The 14,881-nt window shown below is 65.4% G+C and carries 16 protein-coding genes; 2 read left to right on the forward strand and 14 right to left on the reverse strand.

All coding sequences use genetic code 11. The features are described 5' to 3' along the window. Positions 1-23 precede the first annotated feature (23 nt). On the reverse strand, positions 24-797 hold the full coding sequence (locus tag LB572_RS07140; RefSeq protein ID WP_140808383.1) for a GntR family transcriptional regulator: 774 nt from the start codon (positions 795-797) through the stop codon (positions 24-26). A 104-nt stretch (positions 798-901) separates the two neighbouring features. On the opposite strand from LB572_RS07140, the gene LB572_RS07145 reads away from it, so the two are divergent. Further along, entirely contained in the window at positions 902-1,663 is a 762-nt protein-coding gene (locus tag LB572_RS07145; RefSeq protein WP_224667228.1) for a pyrroline-5-carboxylate reductase family protein, read from the forward strand. 20 nt (positions 1,664-1,683) lie between these two features. On the opposite strand, the gene LB572_RS07150 is transcribed toward LB572_RS07145, so the two are convergent. From LB572_RS07150 to LB572_RS07200, 11 genes are all read right to left on the reverse strand, one after another. Then, positions 1,684-2,433 (reverse strand): SDR family oxidoreductase, encoded by a 750-nt coding sequence (locus LB572_RS07150; RefSeq protein WP_224667229.1) that lies wholly within the window; start codon positions 2,431-2,433, stop codon positions 1,684-1,686. A gap of 24 nt (positions 2,434-2,457) precedes the next feature. Beyond that, complete coding sequence (locus LB572_RS07155) at positions 2,458-3,438, reverse strand: 3-hydroxyacyl-CoA dehydrogenase NAD-binding domain-containing protein (RefSeq protein ID WP_224667230.1); 981 nt, start codon at positions 3,436-3,438, stop codon at positions 2,458-2,460. Next, positions 3,384-4,250, reverse strand: coding sequence for a hypothetical protein (locus LB572_RS07160; protein WP_224667231.1), 867 nt, complete (start codon positions 4,248-4,250; stop codon positions 3,384-3,386). The genes LB572_RS07155 and LB572_RS07160 overlap by 55 nt, the downstream gene beginning before the upstream one ends. 1 nt (position 4,251) lies before the next feature. Continuing rightward, positions 4,252-4,575, reverse strand: a complete 324-nt coding sequence (locus tag LB572_RS07165) for an NIPSNAP family protein (protein WP_224667339.1) — start codon at positions 4,573-4,575, stop codon at positions 4,252-4,254. A 94-nt stretch (positions 4,576-4,669) separates the two neighbouring features. Continuing rightward, positions 4,670-5,938, reverse strand: a complete 1,269-nt coding sequence (locus LB572_RS07170; protein WP_224667232.1) for an alpha/beta fold hydrolase — start codon at positions 5,936-5,938, stop codon at positions 4,670-4,672. A gap of 12 nt (positions 5,939-5,950) precedes the next feature. Next, positions 5,951-6,925 carry an alpha-ketoacid dehydrogenase subunit beta gene (locus LB572_RS07175; protein WP_140808564.1) on the reverse strand — a complete coding sequence of 325 codons (975 nt, stop codon included), beginning with the start codon at positions 6,923-6,925 and terminating at the stop codon, positions 5,951-5,953. Between the two features lies 1 nt (position 6,926). Continuing rightward, entirely contained in the window at positions 6,927-7,898 is a 972-nt protein-coding gene (locus tag LB572_RS07180; RefSeq protein WP_224667233.1) for a thiamine pyrophosphate-dependent dehydrogenase E1 component subunit alpha, read from the reverse strand. A 101-nt stretch (positions 7,899-7,999) separates the two neighbouring features. Further along, positions 8,000-9,739 carry a cobalamin-dependent protein gene (locus LB572_RS07185; RefSeq protein WP_224667234.1) on the reverse strand — a complete coding sequence of 580 codons (1,740 nt, stop codon included), beginning with the start codon at positions 9,737-9,739 and terminating at the stop codon, positions 8,000-8,002. Further along, positions 9,736-10,542, reverse strand: a complete 807-nt coding sequence (locus LB572_RS07190) for an alpha/beta fold hydrolase (RefSeq protein ID WP_224667235.1) — start codon at positions 10,540-10,542, stop codon at positions 9,736-9,738. Before LB572_RS07190 ends, LB572_RS07185 begins: the two co-directional genes overlap by 4 nt. Further along, positions 10,542-11,333 (reverse strand): aspartate dehydrogenase, encoded by a 792-nt coding sequence (locus tag LB572_RS07195; protein ID WP_224667236.1) that lies wholly within the window; start codon positions 11,331-11,333, stop codon positions 10,542-10,544. The genes LB572_RS07190 and LB572_RS07195 overlap by 1 nt, the downstream gene beginning before the upstream one ends. A 9-nt stretch (positions 11,334-11,342) precedes the next feature. Then, positions 11,343-11,879: a cupin domain-containing protein gene (locus tag LB572_RS07200; RefSeq protein ID WP_224667237.1), complete on the reverse strand. Its 537-nt coding sequence runs from the start codon at positions 11,877-11,879 to the stop codon at positions 11,343-11,345. 153 nt (positions 11,880-12,032) lie between these two features. Here LB572_RS07200 and LB572_RS07205 point away from each other — a divergent pair, with 153 nt between their 5' ends. Continuing rightward, positions 12,033-13,637 (forward strand): FAD-dependent oxidoreductase, encoded by a 1,605-nt coding sequence (locus tag LB572_RS07205; protein WP_224667238.1) that lies wholly within the window; start codon positions 12,033-12,035, stop codon positions 13,635-13,637. 118 nt (positions 13,638-13,755) lie between these two features. On the opposite strand, the gene LB572_RS34360 is transcribed toward LB572_RS07205, so the two are convergent. Then, positions 13,756-13,884 carry a hypothetical protein gene (locus LB572_RS34360; RefSeq protein ID WP_263497888.1) on the reverse strand — a complete coding sequence of 43 codons (129 nt, stop codon included), beginning with the start codon at positions 13,882-13,884 and terminating at the stop codon, positions 13,756-13,758. 68 nt (positions 13,885-13,952) lie between these two features. After that, positions 13,953-14,873, reverse strand: coding sequence for an ABC transporter permease (locus LB572_RS07210; RefSeq protein WP_224667239.1), 921 nt, complete (start codon positions 14,871-14,873; stop codon positions 13,953-13,955). Positions 14,874-14,881: the final 8 nt, after the last annotated feature.

The following is a 14,881-nucleotide window of genomic DNA, read 5'->3' on the forward strand; positions in this document are numbered from 1 at the left end:
TCAATCTTGTGGTCAGATACCGATTAGGCATCGCGGACCTTTCGGCGACGCTTCAAATCGGCGGCATTGTCGGGCGCAAAAACCTTGAGCAGCGCGTCCTTGAGCGCCTGCTGTGTGGCGGAGACGGTCATTTCGATATGTTCGCGCAACAGTTTCATGCCTTCCTCGGCATCTCGTTTGACGGCGGCGGCGACGATCCCGGAGTGGAAGGTGACTTGCGCCTTGTCGTGCGAAGGGTGCTCGATCTGGATACGGCGGATGAAGCGGATGCGCGCATTGATGGAGGCGAGCTGCGCGACAAGTTCGGGATTTCCCGAGAGCTCGGCGATGAGCAGATGGAAGCCTTCGTCCTCAGCCAGAATGATATCGGCCGGCTGGTCTCGGTAGCCGTCGACGATCGCCTCCCAATATTCCCGCAGCCGATCGATTTCGCGGTCTTCGGCGCGCTCGCACATCAGCTTGAAAGCGGCGCATTCAATGATGGAGCGCAGCTCATAGAGATCGAGCAGGCCTTCGGTGCTGAGGCTCCTTACGAAGAAGCCGCGATTGGGTGTGAGCGAAACAAAGCCTTCGGAGGCGAGCCGGTTCAACGCCTCGCGGATTGGCGTGCGCGAGACACCCAGGCTGCGCGAAAGCTGGACCTCATTGATGCGCTCGCCGGGCTTGAGCGTGAACTCCACGAGATGCTTGCGGATCGTGAGATAGGCACGTTCGCTGCTGTCGGCGCTGCGTCGCGTTTCGGCCTCGTTCATGGCGGGCTGATCGCTGCCGGCGTCGCCCTCAACTCGTTCGGTCATGAAAGTTCCAATCGGATTTGTCTGCAGATTGTGTCGACACTTTGCGGCTCACACTTCTTTCGCAAGTTCATACGAATGGCAAGCGGCGCTTCGGGGGGAAGGAAATGATCATTGGCATTCTTGGCGTCGGGCATCTGGCCGCTTCCATGCTGACCGGGTTTCTGCGGTCCGGGTTGGATCCAGCGGCAATCATCCTGTCTCCACGCGGCAAGGCCGAAGCCCTTGCGATCCAGCATGGCTTTCGGCTCGCCGCCGACAATCGCGAACTCGTTGAGGTTTCCGATGTCGTCCTGCTCGCTGTGCGGCCCATCCATGCGCCGGAGGCAGTCAGCGGCTTGCCGTGGCGAAAGGGGCAGACCGTGATATCGGTTTGCGCCGGCGTGCCGCTGGCCGGTCTGGATGTCGCGCCGGCGCGCATCGTTCGCGCCATGCCGCTCACTGCTTCCGAGATCGAGGCCAGTCCGACGGTCTACTATCCCGACGTGGAGCAGGCGAGGGCGGTGCTGGACCGGTTAGGCCCCCCGATAGCACTCTCCAGCGAGAGGGATTTCGAGGTCGCGACGGTCACAGCCGCGGTCTACGGCTGGGCACAGGACCTCATCCGCAGGACGGCGGAATGGTCGAGTGCCCAAGGCCTCGATCCCACGGCGGCTCGCCGGCTAGCGGCAGGGACCTTCGTGGCGGCTGGGCGACTGATCGCCGAAAAGGGAGACCCGATGGAGCGGATGCTGCAGGAATTGGTGACGCCGGGTGGGATCACCGAACGGGGACTGCAGGTTCTCTCGGCGCGCGAGGTGCCGATGGCCTGGGAGGAGGCCTGCATGGCGGTTCTCGCGAAGCTGACCGGCGGGCCCGCCGATACATAGAAGCGGCTATGCCAGGCTAGTCATCGTAGCGGCGGCGGTGGGTATTTCTGGCCCCCGGCCGCCTGTTCGCTTGGCGCGATGGTCAATTCCGCGATGTCGACATGGTCAGGCATCCGCAGCGCTGAAACAAGCGCGGCGGCAATGTCGGCCGGGCGCAATGGCCGCTGCTCGCAATACATGCGCTTGCGCAGGTCTTCGCGGTCTCCGTCAAAGGCCTTGAGGTAGAAATCCGTCTCGACGCGTCCAGGTGCGATTTCGGTCAGCCTCACGCCGGTGCCTGCAAGATCGAAGCGCAGGATGCGGCCCGCTTGCGACAGGCCGGCCTTTGCCGCGCCATAGGCTGTCGTACCGGCAAAGATACCGCTGGCCGCCGTGCTGGTCAGGGTGAAGATGTGGCCGCGCTTGCGCGCGATCATACCGGGTAGGAGAAGGCGGATGAGTTGCAGCGGCGCGGTGAGATTCAGTTCCACCACCTCCGCCGTCTCTTCGGCGCTTTGTTCATGCAAGGGGCGCACCGTCGCCAAGCCGCCGGCATTGTTGACCAGCACGTCGATTTCGGCGGTGCCCAGCGCGGACATGATTGCTTGGCCATCGCGAACGTCGGTTGCAATGGGCTTGATCTGCGGCCCAAGCCGCTCCCGCAAGGCAAGCAGCGCGTCGTTGCTGCGCGCCAGCGCATAAACCGTCAGCCCTTCCGCCACGAGACTCTCAACGATCGCCGCGCCGATGCCTTTGGAGGCTCCGGTGACGAGAGCGGTGCGATAGTCCATGCGCGTCCTCCCAAGCTGCTATGATCAAAGCGCGCCGTGTTCGGCGACCGTCCTCAGGATGCCGACCAGCCCGGCGTCCCGCGCTGCCCTGAGTTCCTCGGGGCCGCGGCCATGCGTGGCCGCGCCCGTCGACGCCGAAACCGCCCGGATCGTGTCGGCGTCGAGCCTGGCTTCGAGCAGCGTATCCCAGATGGCCTGATAGGTGGGACCGTATTTGCGCAGGAAGTCCTCGATGCCGTCGGCATTGAGGCTGTTGGAAATGAACGAGCCCTGCAACGTCCATTTCGGTCCTGGTCCGTACATGAATGCCCGATCGATGTCCTCGACCGACGCGACGCCGTCGCGCACCAAGGCTATGGCTTCGCGCCACATCGCGCCCATCAGGCGCAGGGCGATATGGCCCGTCACTTCCCTGTTGAGCGTGACCGGCTTCTTGCCGACGTCTTCGTAGACGGCGCGCGCCCGCGCGATTGCCTGCGGATCGGTCGCCCTGCCGCCGACGATCTCGACGAGCGGCATCAGATGCGCCGGGTTGAACGGATGACCAAGCACGATGCGGCCAGGCACGCGGCACTCGGCCTGGATGTCGGAGACGAGCAGCGCGGAGGAGGAAGAGGCGACGATGACCTCGTCGCCGATATGGTTTTCGATCTCGGCAAGCAGCCGTCGTTTGAGCGACAGGTCTTCCGGACCGTTCTCCTGCACGAAGTCGACGCCCTCGAGCGTCTCGGCCATCGTCGGGAAAAGCCTGATTGCCCCCGCCGCGGGCGCGGGACCTTTCAAGCCGTCCAGGTCTGCCGCAAGCGCCGGCAGGACTTCGTGGAGGACTGTCTCTCGCCGCTCCACCGGATCATATACGCGCACGTCGTGACCGGCATGGGCAAAGCAAGCCGCCCAGCGCTGCCCGATGACGCCGAACCCGACGACGCCGATGGTCAGTTTGTCCATTTTCAGACCCTTCTTCCATCGAGCGCGGCACGGAATGCCTCGTTGAGGTCGTTCCATGGGATGAGCAGGTCGAGCCAGGCGCCGATACGGCCGGCGACGAGGATCGCCTCATTGATAAGCGGGTCGAAAGGCACTTGCTCCTCCATCGCCTTCTCGAGACGAAACAGCAGCGCCGGCGTTTCCTCGAGATGGCAGAAGTCTCGCAGCCGCGTAGCCGCCTTGTTCAGCGCAAGCGCCGCCGTCTGGCGCAGCACAGCCTCGTCGACGCTTGCCCGCTCGGAGCGGATCCACCAAAGCAGTTCGTGCAGGACGCGCGCCTCCGCCTCCGCGGTGAAGACAGGTCCGGCGGGATGCATGATGGCCCGCGAAGCGGTGATACGGGCTATGTCGTCGGGCATGCGGTCCCAGATCACCTTGCGTCCGGCCACGATGTCGTGTGCAAGCGTCGATGCCGGCGGCGCCTCCCCAGTCCCTCCGTCGGCCAGCGCCAAGGTCCCGTCGATGACGCGGCGTCCCTGTTCCCGCTTGAGCACCGCGGCGAGCTCCGCGATGCCCTCGACCGGCGCATCGAGATGGCCGAGCACGGTGATCTCCGCCGTCTCGGCCTGGAGGGGTGCGAAGGTGATTTCCAGGAACTGCCGCACCGGCCAGTAGATGAAGGCCCCCGCCTTGGCGTCGAGCACATGGGTCGCGCCCTCCACGTCCTCGACGAAGGGGGCGTGCCAGTAGATATGGCTGCCGGCGATCTTAGGCGTGTGCAGTTGCAAACGCAGGGGTAGGGCGGCCAGCAGCGAGCGGCGGGTGCGCAGGGCGTCGCCGTTCAGTTGGATAGGCCAGGCCTTGCCCTCGGCCGAGAAAACGAGCTGCATATCACTTGCCGGGGTTGAAGAACGAAACCGGCTTCAGGATCTGGTTGTGCATGTCGAGGAGATAGTCCGTCTCGATCACCTTGCGCCGATAGGCTTGCCATTCCGGGTCTGCTTCCATGCGGTCGCGACGCTCCTCACGGTCGGCAAGGCTCTCGTATTTCCACAAGTGCACGGTCCGGGAGAGATCGCCGATGTGGGTTTGGAAGAAGCCGAAAGGCTCTCCCAGATAATGCCGCTGCATGGGCAGGGCGACATCCTCGTAGAGCTTGAGGAAATGGGACAGCTTGTTCGGGCGGGCGGTATAGGTGCGGTGGTCGAAGATCATCTCGGTCACTCCTTCTGGTTCCTGTTCCGGCTTCGTCGACGCCGGAGAAGTCTTGTCCGGCTCGGCTTCGCCGGCGCGGCACGCGCGGGTCGTCTCAACCGCAACTTCGCACCGTCTCCGCGATAAGCCTGGCCGTCAGTGCCGGCGCCTCGATCTGCGGTACGTGGCCAACGCCTTCGAGCAGGTGAACGGCGGCGAAGCCGGGCGCGCGGGCGGCATGGGCGGCGGGCGCCACGCGGTCGAGCTTGCCCCACACGAGCCGTGTCGGCACGCCAAGTTCGGCGAGAGCGGTCGTCAGGTCGAAGCCCTGCGTTCCATCTGGGAACAGCGCTTCGGCCATTGAGGCCAGCGCATCCCTATTGCCGTTTTTTTCCATCTGCCTCAGCGCCGCTTGCGCGTAGCCGGCCGGCAGGGCCCGAGGATCGCCCACCATGAACGCCAGCCAGCGCTCGAGCGCCTGGACGGTGGTCGAGCGCGCAAGCCCGGCGATGAAGCCGGCATTGATCTCGGGGCCGAGACCGCCCGGGGCGAGAAGGGTCACGGAGCGTATGGTGAGACGGCCGAGCCGCGTAAGCGCAAGAGCGGCCGCCCCGCCCAGGGAATGGCCGACGAGATGGGCGTCCCCGACGCCCATGGCCTCCAGCCGGTCGGAAAGGGCGAAGGCGATCTCCTCGATGCTCCTTGCCGGCCGCGCGGCCTCCGCGCCGTGGCCGGGCAGGTCGAGGCTGATCGTCGCAACACCCGGTTCGAGCAAAGGCACGACCTGCCGCCAAACGGACCGGTCCGCTCCGAAGCCGTGGATGAGGACTGCCGGCGCCGTTTGCCGCGCTGTCGCCGGCGTGGCGGCGGGCGATGCCGGGGACGCGGCCGGCTCCGCCTGGATGCCGCCGGACCGATCCGAACGCCCGGCGAGTGCGGCGTCAATGTCGCGCTTCTTGATGCGTCCCCTTGGACCGGTCCCCGGGACGGTCGACAGGTCCAGCCCCGCGGCCGCCGCAAGCCGACGGGCAAGCGGGCTTGCGATCGCACGGGTGCCAGCCTGGCGGGCGGGCGGAGGGGCGTCGGCCACGGAGAGGGGATCGGTAGTTGCTGCTGGAGCCGCTTGGCCCGCCATCGGTTTTTCGTCCGAGATGGTGCCGAGCACGGCGCCCACCGGCGCCTCCTGCCCCTCGGTGAAATAGATATCGGCTAGCCAGCCATCACGGTCGGCCTCGATTTCGGTCGCCGCCTTGGCCGTCTCGACGGTGACGATCAGATCGCCAGCCTTGATCCGGTCACCGGATTTGGCCGCCCAGGCAATCACTAGCACGGCTTCCATATACTCGCCGCCGGCGCTGTCGATGCTGATCGGATGGGTTGCCATCTGCCGCCTCCGTCACTTCAAGGTTTTCAGCGCGGCAGCGCGGATCTTCTCGGCGCTCGGCAGCATCGCCGTTTCGAGAGGCTCGGAATAGGGGATCGGCATGTCCGGCAGCGTCACGCGCGCGACCGGAGCATCGAGTTCGTCGAAGACATGGTCCATGATCGTTGCCGAAAGCTCGGCGGCGTAGCCGCAGAAGCGCCAGCCCTCGTTGACCACCACCGCGTGGTGCGTCTTCGCGATCGAGGCGACGATGGCGTCGACGTCAAGGGGGCGCAGCGACCGGAGATCGACGATTTCCGCCGAAACGCCGTCCGCGGCCAGCAGGTCGGCCGCCTTTGTCGCTTCAACCACCATTTTGGAAGTGGCGAAGATCGAGATGTCGCTGCCCTCGCGCACGGTTGCCGCCTTGCCAAGCTGCACGATCACGTCGCCTTCCGGAACCTCGCCGCGAATGTTGTAGAGCAGCTTGTGCTCGAGGAAGATGACCGGCTGACTGTCGCGGATGGCGGCCTTCAGCATGCCTTTGGCATCGGCCGGCGTCGACGGCGCGACCACTTTGATGCCCGGTATCTGAGCCAGCATGGAATCCAGCGCCTTGGAATGTTGCGCGCCCGCGCCGGCGCCGCCGCCGCCCTGGGTGCGCACGACGAATGGCATCTTCACCTGGCCATTCCAGATATAGTTGTAGATCGATGCCTGATTGACCAAAGCATCGAGCGACAGCGGTATGAAGTCGGCATACATGATTTCCAGCACTGGCCGGGTGCCGGTCATGGCTGCGGTCACCGCCATCGCGGTCAGCGCTTGTTCCGAGATCGGCGTGTCGCGCACCCGCTTTTCACCGAATTCCTCCATCAGCCCTTTCGTCACCTTGAACACGCCGCCGTAGCGGCCGATGTCCTCACCGAACAGGAAAACGGAAGGATCGGCCTGCATCTCCTCGCGCAGCGCCGCGTTGAGGGCCTCGGCGTATCGCATCATCGCCATGTCAGCGCGCCTCGCTGTAAGGATTGCAGGCTTCGTCGACCAGGAACTGGGGCATCGGGTCGGAAAGGGCGATCTCGAACGCCTCGTCCGTCTCGGCCTTGGCCGCGGCCTCGATGTCGGCGAGCCGTGCCTCGCCGACATCGCCTAGCAAAGCCTTGCGGGAGATGATCAGCGGGTCGCGCGCTTTCCAGGCAGCGATATCCTCGGGCTTCTGGTAGCCGCCCATATCGGATGTCGAGAAACCTTCGACGCGATAGGTCTTGCATTCGACCATGCCGGGACCTTCGCCACGCCTCGCCCTCTCCGCCATCGCCGCCACGGCGCGGTAGACGGCGACCGCGTCGTTGCCGTCGACGATTTCGGCCGGCATCGCGTAGCCGGCAGCGCGGATCGACAGATCCGCGACCGGCGACTGGACATCGGATGGAACGGTCAGGCCGAACTGGTTGTGTTCGAGCACGAACACGACCGGCAACTTCCACAGCCCGGCCATGTTCATCGCCTCATGGCAGATGCCCGTCTGGGCGGCGCCGTCGCCGAAGACGCACATGGCGACATTGCCCGTGCCGAGGATCTGCATCGACAGCGCCATGCCGGCAGCAGCGGGGATACCGGCTCCGACGATCGCGTTGCCGCCGATCACGCCCTTTTCGGCATCGGCCACAAGCATATGTCCGGCACGTCCGCCGCAGGCGCCCGTCGCCCTGCCGAATATCTCGGCTACGATTGGGCGCATGGCCATGCCTTTGCCGATATAGACGGCGTGGCCGCGATGGGTGGTGGCAACCTTGTCGCCGGCTTCCAGGGCAGCCGTGGCCGCAACGCCCACAGCCTCCTGGCCGTCGCACCGATGGATAGGGCCACGCGTGCGGCCTTCCTTGTGAAGCGCGCCCAGCCTCTCCTCGAGGTGCCGTACCAGCAGCATCCGACGATAGATATCCAAATGCTGTTCGACGGACGGAGTGTTCTTCACGGGCTATCCCCAGTTGCGCGCCGAAATTAAATACAAAAGTGTCGACACTTTGCAAGTGCTTCTGCAGGATGTGGCGAAACAAGTTCGAAAAAGGAGAGGACTCAGGCGACCGGCGCGATGGAACGAAGGGCGGAGAGCATCTCGTCGAGGTCGGCGCAAGGGAGGCAGCCGAGGTCGGCAATATCTTTGGTCACGTCGACCGGCAGGCCTGAATTCGAATCCTTCGGCACCTCGTTCAGCCGTCCGCCGATCAGCACGGGCAAGGAAAGTCCGCGCGCCGCCATCGCGGCCTTCACAGCCTGCGCGTAGCGCAGCGCGACACCATTGTAGGTGCTGACCGCAATGGCGTCCGCGCCGGTTTCGGCGGCATGGGCGACGAGCGCTTCCGGGTCGACGGCGACGCCGGCGTCGACGATGGCGACACCGAGACCTTCGAGCGCCTGTTCGACGAGATATTTGCCGTGCTCGTGAACATCCGTGGTGCCGATGCAGACAGTGAGATTTCTTGCCGCCTCCATCCGCTTCTGAGCCGCCACCCAGGTTACCGCCTTGTGGTTGAGCTCTCGCGCCCATTCGGCGTGGATCAGCGGCACACGCCCGCGGGGACCCGTCGCACCTGGGCCGAAAAGCGCTTCCAGGCGTTTCGGACCGATGCGGCGGATGGCCAGCATCAGCGCGGCAGGGTCGTCCACATCAATCCCTCGTTCGGCGATTCCGGCGAGGGCGGCATCGGCAAAGCGTCGCCCGCCTTCGACGAGCACGTCGGCCATCGCCTCGGTCTTGGACCAGTCGAAGACCGGGTCGTAGAAAGGCGCGTGCAGCGTCAACCTGTGGGCGAATGTCTGCGCGTCGATGATCTCGTCGACGTCGGGAATGCGCTGGTTCTCCGTCACCGGCACGGGATTGATCGCATGGCCCGAAGGCCAGCGCCCCATGGCGAGTATGTCGGCCATCAGGTAGCTCGCTAGGCTGGCGTAATTGCCTGCAGGGGTCGACTGGTAGGAGACGGTGTTGCCGAAGATCATGGTGCCCGGCGTGTCGGTGACCCGCACGAGTGCCGCGTGGAAGGCGGTGCGCGAAAGCGGGTCGCTGAAGTGATGGCCGTAGCAATGAGCAAGGTGCGCGCCGATCAGCGTCTCGACGATGTGCTTCTCCAACAGCACCATGCCGAGCGCGCAGGCCATGTCGATGAAAAGCCCGGCGAATCCGTCGTCGAGATTCGAATGGACCAGGATCTCCGCATCCTGCGCCGCGATCAGCCCGAGCGCGATGACGGTCGCCTCCGTTGTCGCCACGTCGTCGTCCCAGTAGGGCAGGCGGAAGGTAAAATACTGCCCGAGATTGCCGATGGCCGTCGCTCCGGCCGCGATCGCGGCACGCGTGTTTTCGACGGCGCCCGGCAGGCCGAGCATGAAGTCTCCGAAATGCGCGGCCGCGGAAGCGGCATTGGTGATGCGCGCGAAATCCTCCGGACCGGTCAGCACGATGCCTGTGCCGCGCGCGGCCTTGGCGCGCATGGCCTGCGGATAACCCATCGACCAGTCCAGCGTGATGCCGAAACGATCGACCCTGACACCTGCCTTGCGGCATTGCTCATGCACTTCGCCGATCGCCGCGATGGTGCGGTCGACGCTGCGGAAACCGATGTGAGCATGCTGCATGACGCGCCCTTCCGCTGCCGCCTTGCGTTTCCACGCGGCTTCGGACGGCATTCCCGTTTCGATGAGGAAACTGCAGCTCCCGAGTCGCCAGTCGCGCGCCATCGTTCGGCCCTCGGCGAGCAGGTCTGGGCCCGGCTTGAGACGCGGATCGGTTAGGACGGGGACGATGTCGGCGGTCATGATATCTGCTGCTCGGCTTCGGTGATGAAACGGCGGATGACGGCGGCAATGCCTTCCGGCCTGGCGAGGGGATGGAAATGCGCGCCGTCGACGGATGCGTATCGGGCGCCCGGTATCGCGGCGGCAATGGCTTGTGTCAGTGCGGGCGGGGTCAGCACGTCGCCCGTGGCGGCGACCACCTGCACCGGAGCGGCAATCCCCGCGAGATCATCGAGGCAATCGTGGTCGAGCAGCATGCGCAGGCGCGCCGCGGCGACGTGCAGCGGAGCAAGGATCCGTGAGGCGGTGACAACCGCGGCCTCGAGCTGGGCGGCATGCGTGGCGAGATAGGAAGCCTCGTGGCACAGAACATGGGTAAGGCGCTGGTAGGTCTCGGCCATGCCGGCTTCGAGCAGTTCGGCGCGGGCGGTGAAGAGCGTGCGGAAGCGGGCGTCTGCTCTCGCCCAGGAACTGCTGATCGTGTAGCTCAGCCCGAGGTCGGCATGGTCGAGGGCAAGCATCTGCGCGACGGCGCCGCCCGTGGAATGCCCCACGACATGCGCCGGCCCGCCCGTCTGCGCCAGCAGGCCCGCGACATCGCCGGCAATGAGCGGAACGGAGTAGGGGCCGTCCGGGCGGTCGCTGCGGCCCGCGCCGCGATGATCGGTGACTATGAGGCGGTAGTCGGCCTCAAGCAGGCGCACGACGCCGGGCCAGAATCGTCCGTCGCCGCCGAGTCCCGGGATGAGGACGAGGCGCGGCCCCTTCGCTCCGAACGTTTCGTAGTGGATGCGGCAGCCATCGGCGGCGACGAAGAAGGCCATCAGCGGCGGCCTCCCGTTTCGGGCGGGTCGATGTCGAGCAGATCGCGCAGAGCGGCGACGAGACTCAGCGCGGTCAGTGCCGAAGTCTTCGGATTGACGGGCGAGGGCGCGTTGACCATGCTGAAGAAGGCGGTGCCGGCGGCACTCTCGGCCTCGATTTCATGGCTGTTGCCGGTCGCCCTCGGGTCGGCGATCACCCGCACGGTGACTCGTTCCTCGTCCACGGCCAGCGCCACGGCGAAAGCCGCGTTGAGGTTCTTCGGGTAGGCGGATGCCGCTTCGGCGGGGGTGCCCTCGAAGAGCGTCACGGCATCTCGCTCGGCCGATAGACCAAGCGCGGCGAGCTCGGCTTCCCAGGCCGCCGGTGGCTTGCGCGAGGTATAACGCACCCGCGCGTCTGGAAGGACCGCTATGGCGCGCAGGTAATCGAGGCCGCCCAGCGCTCCCGCCGGCAGGATAAGGCGCGCGCCGCCGCTGCGGCCGGCGGCGGCGATCCGGGCGTGAAGCGTGGCATCGGCAAGCGCGCCGACCGATGCCACGACGGTTGGTATTCCGGCTTCGAGCAAGGCAGGTATGTAGGTCGCCACTGCCCCCTGGCCCGCTGCCTCGACCACAGCCCGCGGCTTTGCCTCGATCAGCCGCTCGACCCTGGTGACCGCGCTGACATTCGCCGGCAGTTCGGGGCTGGCGCCTTCGCGCAGCAACACCAGCCAATCGACCGCGTCCGGCGGAAAGGCCGAGACGATGTCACGCGCGATCGCGCCGTAGCCGATGAGGCCGAGCGTCGTCATCCGGCGTCTTCAGGAGCCGCGGCTCACGGGATCGAACTTGTCGGTGAGATCGGCGCCGAAGACGGTCCTGCGCTCGATCTCCAGCACGTTTTCCGGGCGTGGGAAGTTGGAGGGCACGCGGTCGCCCGGCTTGCGCGGCTTGCCGATGAGGCGGAAGAAGTCTTCGAGCCCGTTGGGCACGATCAGCCAGAGCCAGCGAAGCTGCGTTTCGCCATCGTTGATGAACATGTGCCTGACATTCTTCGGCAGGAACACCACGCTGTCGGGACCTAGAGGATGCTCCTTGCCGTCGACGACGGCGCGGCCGCGGCCCTCGATCACATAGATCGCTTCCTCATTGCGCTCATGCGTGTGCTCGCGCACATAGCCGCCAGGCGCCACCGATTGCGTGCCAAGCGCGAACGGGTGTTCCATGCCGACGATATGAGGCGCGAGCGCCACGTCGATATGGCCGTTCGCCGGCACCGGCTGCCAGTAGCTTTCGCGCGTTTCGGACCCGGAGATATGAATGCCGGATGGAACTGGCGGAAGGTGGGTATCATCCATGGCTCTGCCTGTCGAAAAGCGCTTGAGATTATCGTGCGGGTGCATGCCGCTCACCCGACGGAACGTATAACGCAAAAAGTGTCGACACAATAGTAGACAGATTTAATTTCCCGCACCTATAGTGACGCCGCGATGACAGTCTGGGGAACACCAATGGGCGAATTCGATGTTCTGGTTATCGGTTCCGGTTCGGCGGCCTGCTCGGCGGCATTGAGGGTGGCCAAGGGTGGCCTCAAAGTGCTGGTGATCGAAAAGAGCGAATGGCTGGGTGGCACCTCGGCCATGTCCGGCGCGGGGGTCTGGATACCCGCCAATCACCTGGCCGCGGATGCCGGCGTCGCCGACAGCCGGGACGATGCGCTGACCTATTTGCGCGCCGTGTCTCCCCAGGATTGGGCGCTGAAGGAAGATGCGCTTTGGAGCGCCTTCGTCAGGGCGGCTCCCGATATGCTGCGTTTCCTTTCTGACAGCACGCCTCTGGATTTCCGACTGGTCAACGAGCCGGACCCCTTCGCCGAAGCGCCTGGCGGCAAGCTTTTCGGCCGGATGGTTTCGCCGCTGCCGCTCAGCCGCCGCATGCTGGGCAAGTTCGCGGCGCGGCTGCGCCGTTCCACCCTGCCGCACAGCTTCAGCTACCAGGAGATCGTCGATACCGATCTCTATCACCACCCCATCCGCGCCGGCCTCAGGCTCTGGCCGAAGCTGCTTTGGCGGCGGCTGACGAATTCCGGCGGGCAGGGTACGGCCCTCATGACCGGGCTGATCAGGGGGTGCCTCGATGCAGGTGTCACCTATTGGCTGGAAACTCGCGCCGTGGGTCTGATCCAGGACACGGACTCTCGCGTGATCGGCGCCGAGGTGGAGCGCGAGGGCCGGCGGACGAAACTTCTTGCCCAGCGCGGCGTGATCATAGCGACGGGAGGATTCGAATGGGATGCGGAGATGCGGGCGCGGCATTTTCCCGGCGCCCTGGATCGTATCGGCAGTCCTCCCACCAATGAGGGCGACGGCCAGAAGCTTGCCGCTTCCGTCGGCGCGGAGCTGGATCGCATGGACCAGGCGAACGTCTATCCCTGCCTGCCGACGCTCTACCAGGGCAAGCCGCATGGCCTGCCCATGACCTTTCAGGCCGAACCGCATTCGATCGTCGTCAACCGCGATGGCAGACGCTTTGTCAGCGAGAACGATTTCAACATCGGCGAGGCGATCGACGCGCGCGGGCCGGACGGCGCGCCGGTAAACTTGCCCTGTTACCTGATAGGCGATCATCGCTTCCTGAGGACGTCTCTGCCCTTCCGCTGGTACGCGTCCTACGAGCGGCAGTGGATCAAGAAGTCAGACACGATCGGCGGCCTCGCGGCAAAGCTGGGATTACCGGTATCGGCTCTCGAAGAGACGATCGCTCGCTGGAACAGCTTTTGCGTGAAGGGACGCGATGAGGACTTCAGGCGCGGCGAGAACGGCTGGGAAGACTACAAGGCGCACGGTCCTGAAAACCGCCTGAAGCCGATCGACAAGCCTCCCTATATCGGCATGACGGTCAATCGCTCGATCCTGGGCACCAAGGGCGGCGCGCGCACCAACGAGAGGGCACAGGTGCTGAGGCCGGACGGCTCGATCATCCCCGGACTCTACGCAGCCGGGCTTGCCATGGCGAACCCGATCGGCACGCGCGCGGTTGGAGCCGGCACGACGCTTGGCCCCAATTTGACCTGGGGTTTCATCTCCGCCGAAACCATTCTTCACCAGAACCGGTGAGTTCTCCGGGGCGAATGCGGCATCGCCGTCAGCGCGGCCGTTCCAACCAGCTTGCTGGCGTTCCCCTAGGTCGCGTCGATCCTGGTCATGGTTGCCGCCCGCGGCCGGTGGCGTCGTTTCACCAGGCAAACGCACCGCTGGTCGCGCCTTTCATCCGGCTCATGCCGCTGCCGCGCATGCCGCCGCGCGCCGTCACCGAAACTCGTCCCGGCTGAAGCAAAAAGTACCCGAGCCGAAGTCCTGCCATGCTCCCGATCCTGCTTCACTTTACGCTCTCGCTTTGCGACCGGCTCCCGTTGTGCGGTGGTGGACTGTCTAACCCGCCGGGCGAAACGGTTTTGCCAGCGAGGCTGGAAAATGCAGCGCCAGCATCTGGCGGTTTCGTGAGATCAGCACCAGGACCACGATCGTTGCCAGATAGGGCAGGGCCGACAGCAGTTCGGATGGCACCTGCAGGCCCAGCGCCTGTCCTTGGAGTTGCAGGATCGTCATGCCGCCGAACAGCCAGGCGCCGAGCAGCACGCGCAGCGGCCGCCATGTCGCGAACACCACCAGCGCCAGCGCTATCCAGCCCTTGCCGGCGGTCATGTTCTCGACCCAGAGCGGCGTGTAGGCGACCGACAGATAGGCGCCTGCAAGGCCCGCCATCAGCCCCCCAAACAGCACCGCCATGTAGCGGATCCGGATTACGGGATGGCCGATGGCATGCGAGGTCTGCGGCGATTCCCCGATCGTGCGCAGAATGAGGCCCGCCTTCGTGCGATAGAGGAACCAGCTGATGACGACGAACATTGCGAGTGCCAGATAGACGAGCGGGTCGAAGCGGAAGAGCAAGGGTCCGATCAGCGGCAGGTCGGACAGGATCGGGATGTTGAGCCCATGCAGCGCTTCGATCGGATCGCTGCCGAAGCCGCGACCGATGAATGCCGACACGCCAGACCCGAAGATCGCCAACGCCAAGCCGGCCGCGTATTGGTTGGTGAGGAAAGTCAGGGCAAGCACGCCGAACAACAGCGAGGCGGCGGCACCAGCCAGCGCGCCGGCGATGATCGCGACAGGCATCGAGCAGCCGGCGGTCACTGCCCAGAAAGCAAGCGCCGCGCCCATCAGCATCATGCCTTCGATGCCGAGATTGAGCACGCCGGATTTCTCGACCACGAGCTCGCCAAGCGCTGCAAAGATCAGCGGCGTGGCGGCGATGACGGTGCCTGTGAAGATGGCGATAAAGAGTTCCATCCGATGTC

The sequence above is a fragment of the Mesorhizobium sp. BH1-1-5 genome, from assembly GCF_020165615.1.
GTDB lineage: Bacteria > Pseudomonadota > Alphaproteobacteria > Rhizobiales > Rhizobiaceae > Mesorhizobium.

What these genes read in the sequence shown, in the direction of transcription:
- LB572_RS07155 (WP_224667230.1), bottom strand. Translation starts at nt 3,438, where the DNA reads ATGGAACGACCTCAACGAGGCATTCCGTGCCGCGCTCGATGGAAGAAG.
- LB572_RS07195 (WP_224667236.1), bottom strand. Translation starts at nt 11,333, where the DNA reads ATGACGACGCTCGGCCTCATCGGCTACGGCGCGATCGCGCGTGACATC.
- LB572_RS07175 (WP_140808564.1), bottom strand. Translation starts at nt 6,925, where the DNA reads ATGGCGATGATGCGATACGCCGAGGCCCTCAACGCGGCGCTGCGCGAG.
- LB572_RS07210 (WP_224667239.1), bottom strand. Translation starts at nt 14,873, where the DNA reads ATGGAACTCTTTATCGCCATCTTCACAGGCACCGTCATCGCCGCCACG.
- LB572_RS07140 (WP_140808383.1), bottom strand. Translation starts at nt 797, where the DNA reads ATGACCGAACGAGTTGAGGGCGACGCCGGCAGCGATCAGCCCGCCATG.
- LB572_RS07200 (WP_224667237.1), bottom strand. Translation starts at nt 11,879, where the DNA reads ATGGATGATACCCACCTTCCGCCAGTTCCATCCGGCATTCATATCTCC.
- LB572_RS07205 (WP_224667238.1), top strand. Translation starts at nt 12,033, where the DNA reads ATGGGCGAATTCGATGTTCTGGTTATCGGTTCCGGTTCGGCGGCCTGC.
- LB572_RS07145 (WP_224667228.1), top strand. Translation starts at nt 902, where the DNA reads ATGATCATTGGCATTCTTGGCGTCGGGCATCTGGCCGCTTCCATGCTG.
- LB572_RS07160 (WP_224667231.1), bottom strand. Translation starts at nt 4,250, where the DNA reads ATGCAGCTCGTTTTCTCGGCCGAGGGCAAGGCCTGGCCTATCCAACTG.
- LB572_RS07150 (WP_224667229.1), bottom strand. Translation starts at nt 2,433, where the DNA reads ATGGACTATCGCACCGCTCTCGTCACCGGAGCCTCCAAAGGCATCGGC.
- LB572_RS07165 (WP_224667339.1), bottom strand. Translation starts at nt 4,575, where the DNA reads ATGATCTTCGACCACCGCACCTATACCGCCCGCCCGAACAAGCTGTCC.
- LB572_RS07170 (WP_224667232.1), bottom strand. Translation starts at nt 5,938, where the DNA reads ATGGCAACCCATCCGATCAGCATCGACAGCGCCGGCGGCGAGTATATG.
- LB572_RS34360 (WP_263497888.1), bottom strand. Translation starts at nt 13,884, where the DNA reads ATGGCAGGACTTCGGCTCGGGTACTTTTTGCTTCAGCCGGGACGAGTT.
- LB572_RS07190 (WP_224667235.1), bottom strand. Translation starts at nt 10,542, where the DNA reads ATGGCCTTCTTCGTCGCCGCCGATGGCTGCCGCATCCACTACGAAACG.
- LB572_RS07185 (WP_224667234.1), bottom strand. Translation starts at nt 9,739, where the DNA reads ATGACCGCCGACATCGTCCCCGTCCTAACCGATCCGCGTCTCAAGCCG.